The 4548-nt window shown below is 70.7% G+C and carries 3 protein-coding genes; 1 reads left to right on the top strand and 2 read right to left on the bottom strand.

What is annotated here, in order from left to right:
• A partial coding sequence (locus tag AOJ26_RS35095) for an LPXTG cell wall anchor domain-containing protein (protein ID WP_053852408.1) occupies positions 1-820 on the top strand: 820 nt, incomplete at its 5' end.
• 114 nt (positions 821-934) lie between these two features.
• Here AOJ26_RS35095 and AOJ26_RS35090 read toward each other — a convergent pair.
• A complete protein-coding gene (locus tag AOJ26_RS35090) occupies positions 935-2713 on the bottom strand; it encodes a GMC oxidoreductase (protein ID WP_053852407.1) in 1779 nt (592 codons plus the stop codon).
• A 30-nt stretch (positions 2714-2743) separates the two neighbouring features.
• A complete protein-coding gene (locus AOJ26_RS35085; protein ID WP_053852406.1) occupies positions 2744-4357 on the bottom strand; it encodes a succinic semialdehyde dehydrogenase in 1614 nt (537 codons plus the stop codon).
• Positions 4358-4548 lie beyond the last annotated feature (191 nt).

Raw genomic sequence — 4548 nt, 5'->3', positions numbered from 1 at the left:
CGCCACGGGTGAGGGCTTGCTCTCGGCCGGCGAGACCAGCTCGACCCCCTCCGGCAGCCCCTCCACGAGCCCGTCCGGCTCCACCAGCGCCAGCCCCTCCCCGAGCACGAGCGACGAGCCCGTCGACCAGTGCGAGGTCGACGAGGACGACGCCCCGCTCCCGCACGACAGCGACGTCCTGCACAGCTCGCTGACCGGTCTGCCCGAGAGCATCGTGGCGGGCAGCGGCTGGACGAACTTCAAGTTCAACGTCAGCAACTCCGGCGACGGGACGATCAAGGACATCCAGCCCATCGTCGGTGTCGCGGCGGTCGACTGGGACTTCGAGAAGGACTACAGCGACCTGGTCACCGTGCAGGTGAAGCACGGTGGCACCTGGGTCGACGTGGCCACGCAGTTCGGTGAGGGCGGCTCGTTCAACGCCTTCGACCTCGACGGCGGCGACTCCCTCAGCTACCAGCTCCGGGTGAAGGTCGACCGTGAGGTCCCGAGCGCGATCGGCATCGCCATCGGTCTCGCCGAGTACTCGGACGACAAGGGCTGCTGGGTCTCCGCCGACGAGAACTCGGGCATCTACTACTTCGAGGTGCTGCCGGCCGGCTCCGACGCCGGCAAGCCGGGCGACGCCAAGCCGCAGACCGGTGGCAAGAGCCCCATCTCCGACGTCAACGGCGTCGACGTGGACGGCCAGCTCGCCGAGACCGGTTCGAGCTCGGCCCTGCCGGTCGTCGGCCTCGTCGGCGGCTTCGCCGTCGTCGCCGGTACCGGTGTGGTCTTCGCGGTGAAGCGGCGCAAGGGTGCGGCCGGCGCCCACGCCTGAGGCGTGACGCGCTGAGCACGACTTGACGCAGGAAAGGGGAAGGACCCGCACTCGGAGGGGGGTGCGGGTCCTTCCCTTTGCCCTACGGGCGCTACGACTCCGCTTCTTCGGGCCCTACGACTTCTTCGGCACCGCCGGCATCCCCAGGAACGGCAGCCTCAGCGCGCCGAAGGCCTCCGCCGGGACCGCCGGCGACTTGGGCTCGACCGCGGCGAGCCGGACGTACGCCTCGCCCTGCGCGGGACGCGGGTCCTCCTCGCCCTTGTTGGGCCAGTACGACATCGCGCGCTCGGCCTGCGCGGTGATCGTGAGCGAGGGGTTCACACCGAGGTTCGCGGAGACCGCGGCGCCGTCCACGACCGAGATCCCCGGGTGGCCGTAGAGCCGGTGGTACGGGTCGATGACGCCGGTGTCGCGGGAGGAGCCGATGGCGCAGCCGCCGAGGAAGTGGGCGGTGAGCGGGGTGCCCATCAGCTCGCCGACGTTCGAGCCGGCGAAGCCGTTGATGTCGGCGGCGATCGCCGAGGCGCCCTCCGAAGCGGCCCTGATCTGCTTGGGGTTGGGTGCCCCGTGGCCCTGCCGCGCGGTGAGCAGGCCCTTGCCGACGCCGTCCGGTTTCAGGTACGTCGTCAGGGAGTTGTCCAGCGACTGCATGACCAGGCCGATGATGGTCCGCTCCGACCAGCGGCGGTTGGAGAGCGAGCGCAGCACCAGGAGCGGGTGCCTCACGGCGTTCGCCAGCCAGGCCATGGTCCTCGACGAGCCCTCGGCGTAGGGGACTTGGAGGATGGACAGGCTGCCCATCGAGTTGGATCCCTTGCCGTAGCGGACCGGCTCGATGTGGGTGTTCTCGTCCGGGTGGATGGACGAGGTGATGGCGACGCCCTGGGTGAAGTCGACCTTCGGCACGCCGGTCGCCTTGCGGTAGCGGCGGTTGTCGGTCTGGGCGCCGACCAGGGCCTCGGAGTTGGTGCGGGTGAGCTCGCCCAACCGGTCCGAGATGTACGGCAGTTGACCGCCCGCCTTCATGCGGTGCAGCAGGGTCTGGGTGCCGTAGGTGCCGGCGGCGAGGACGACCCTGCGGGCCTTGAAGGTGCGGCCCTTCGCCTTGCGGCGGTCGTCGGTGGGGAGGGTCGCGACGGCGTAGCCGCCCTGGGAGTCGTCCGTGACCGACACGACGGTGGTGAGGGGGTGGACGACCGCGCCGGCCTGCTCGGCGAGGTAGAGGTAGTTCTCGTTCAGGGTGTTCTTGGCGCCGTGCCGACAGCCGGTCATGCACTCGCCGCACTCGATGCAGGCCTTGCGGGAGGGGCCCGCACCGCCGAAGTAGGGGTCGTCGACCTGCTCGCCGGGGGCGGCTTTCCGCCTGCCCTCCGCGTCCTCGCCGTCGCCGAAGAAGACGCCGACCGGGGCCATGTGGAAGGTGTCGCCGACGCCCATCCGCTCGGCGGCCGCCTTGAGGTGGACGTCGGAGGGGGTCATCGTCGGGTTGAGCCGGACACCGAGCATGCGGCGGGCCTGGTCGTAGTACGGCTCCAGCTCCTCCTGCCAGTCCGTGATGTCACGCCACTGCGGGTCCTCGAAGAAGGGCTTCGGGGGGACGTAGAGGGTGTTGGCGTAGTTGAGGGAGCCGCCGCCGACGCCCGCCCCCGCGAGGACCATGACGTTGCCCAGCAGGTGGATGCGCTGGATGCCGAACATGCCGAGCTTCGGTGCCCAGAGGTAGTTCTTCAGGTCCCAGGAGTTCTTCGGGAGCGTCTCGCGGGTGAAGCGGCGTCCGGCTTCCAGGACCCCTACGCGGTAGCCCTTCTCGGTGAGGCGAAGGGCGGTGACGGAACCGCCGAAGCCGGAGCCGACGACGATGACGTCGTAGTCGTAGGTGTCCTGTGGCACGTGCTCTCCTCGTCGAGAACCGGGGTGTTCCTACTTGAAACGCAGGGCCTTCATGAGCCGCAGGCTCCTGCTCATGAACTGGGCGTACTTCTCGTCGTCCATCCCCATCGAGGGCGCCATCGGCAGCAGGCGCTGCTGGGCGACGGTCTGGGCCTCGGTGTACTTGAGGATGCCCTCGGAGCCGTGCCGGCGGCCGAGGCCGGAGTCCTTCATGCCGCCCATCGGGGACTGGACGCTGCCGTAGGCGGAGGCGTAGCCCTCGTTGACGTTGACGGTGCCGGCGCGCACCCGGGAGGCGATCTCGCGGCCCCGCCTGCCGTCCTTCGTCCACACCGAGGAGTTCAGGCCGTACGGCGTGGAGTTGGCGAGCTCGACGGCCTCGTCCTCGGTCTTGAAGCGGTAGACCGAGACGACCGGGCCGAAGGTCTCCTCGGCGCAGACCGCCATGGGCTCGGTGACGCCGTCGAGGATGGTCGGCTCGAAGAAGTAGGGGCCGATGTCCGGGCGGGCGACGCCGCCGGCGACGACCTTGGCGCCCTTCTCGACGGCCTCCTCGACGTGCCGGGTGACCGTCTCCAGCTGCCGCTCCCCCACCAGGGAGCCCATGTCGGCGCCGTAGGCGAGGGACTTGCCGAGGCGCATGGCCCGGGTGCGGGCGGCGAAGCGCTCCAGGAAGGCGTCCGCGATCGACTCGTGGACGTACAACCGCTCGATGGAGATGCAGAGTTGGCCGGCGGAGGAGAAGCACGCGCGGACGGCACCCGCGGCGGCCTTCTCGATGTCGGCGTCCTCCAGGACCAGCATGGCGTTCTTGCCGCCGAGTTCGAGGGACACGCCGACCAGGCGGGCGGCGGCGCCCTGGGCGACCTCGCGGCCGGTACGGGTGGAGCCGGTGAAGGAGACGTAGTCGGCGTGCCGGACGACCTCGGGGCCGACGACGGGACCGTCACCGAGGACGACCTGGAAGACCTCGGCGGGCAGGCCCGCCTCGACCAGCAGGTCCCGCGCCCACAGGGCGGTCAGACAGGTCTCGGTGTCCGGCTTCATGACGACGGCGTTGCCCGCGACGAAGGCGGGGAGCGCGTCGCCGACGGACAGTTCCAGCGGGTAGTTCCAGGGGGCGATCTGGCCGACGACCCCGCGCGCATGGCGCAGTTCGGTGACCTTGGTGAGGGTGGGCACGGCCCCGGTGTGCCGCTTCGGCCGCAGGTAGGCGGGCGCCTTGCGGCCGTAGTGCCGGGCCGCCACGGCGACCGCCTGCACCTCCTCGTGCGCGTGCAGACGGGCCTTGCCGGTCTCCAGCTGGATGAGGTCGAGGACCTCGGCCTGGCGCTCCAGGATCAGGTCGTGGAAGCGGAGCAGGACGGCGGCGCGCTGCCGTACGGGGGTCCGCTCCCACACCGCCTGCGCCCGGCGGGCCGCGTCGAAGGCCTTCGCCACGTCCTCGGGGGTGGACTCGGGCAGGTCGGCCAGCTTCTCGCCGGTGAACGGCGTGTGGTTGGCGGTACGGCCGGACCCGGTCACCCCCTTGGTGAGCTGGGCGACCAGCTCCGGGGTGACCACGTCGGCCGCGGTACGGGCGCCCTCCGGGGCGGGGGCGAGGGGGTTCGTGCCGGTCTTGGCCGGGGCCTGCGCGTCCGTCATGAGCCGCAGGGTATTCGGGACGGGGCACTTTGGGTACCCGTCGGTAACAGGCGTTCACGGAGTACACACACGTCGCCAGTGATGACTGGCGACGAATGTGCTGATCAGCCGGTTGGGTGGGATGATCAGCCGCGCTCGGGTTTCTTCTGGAGCAGCAGGCCGAGCGCGGAGAGGGCGGTGAGACGCCGGGG

This window comes from Streptomyces sp. NRRL B-24085, assembly GCF_001282115.1.
Lineage (GTDB): Bacteria > Actinomycetota > Actinomycetes > Streptomycetales > Streptomycetaceae > Streptomyces.
Note: the sequence above shows the minus strand (reverse complement) of the source record. Positions and strands in the feature narration are given on the sequence as shown.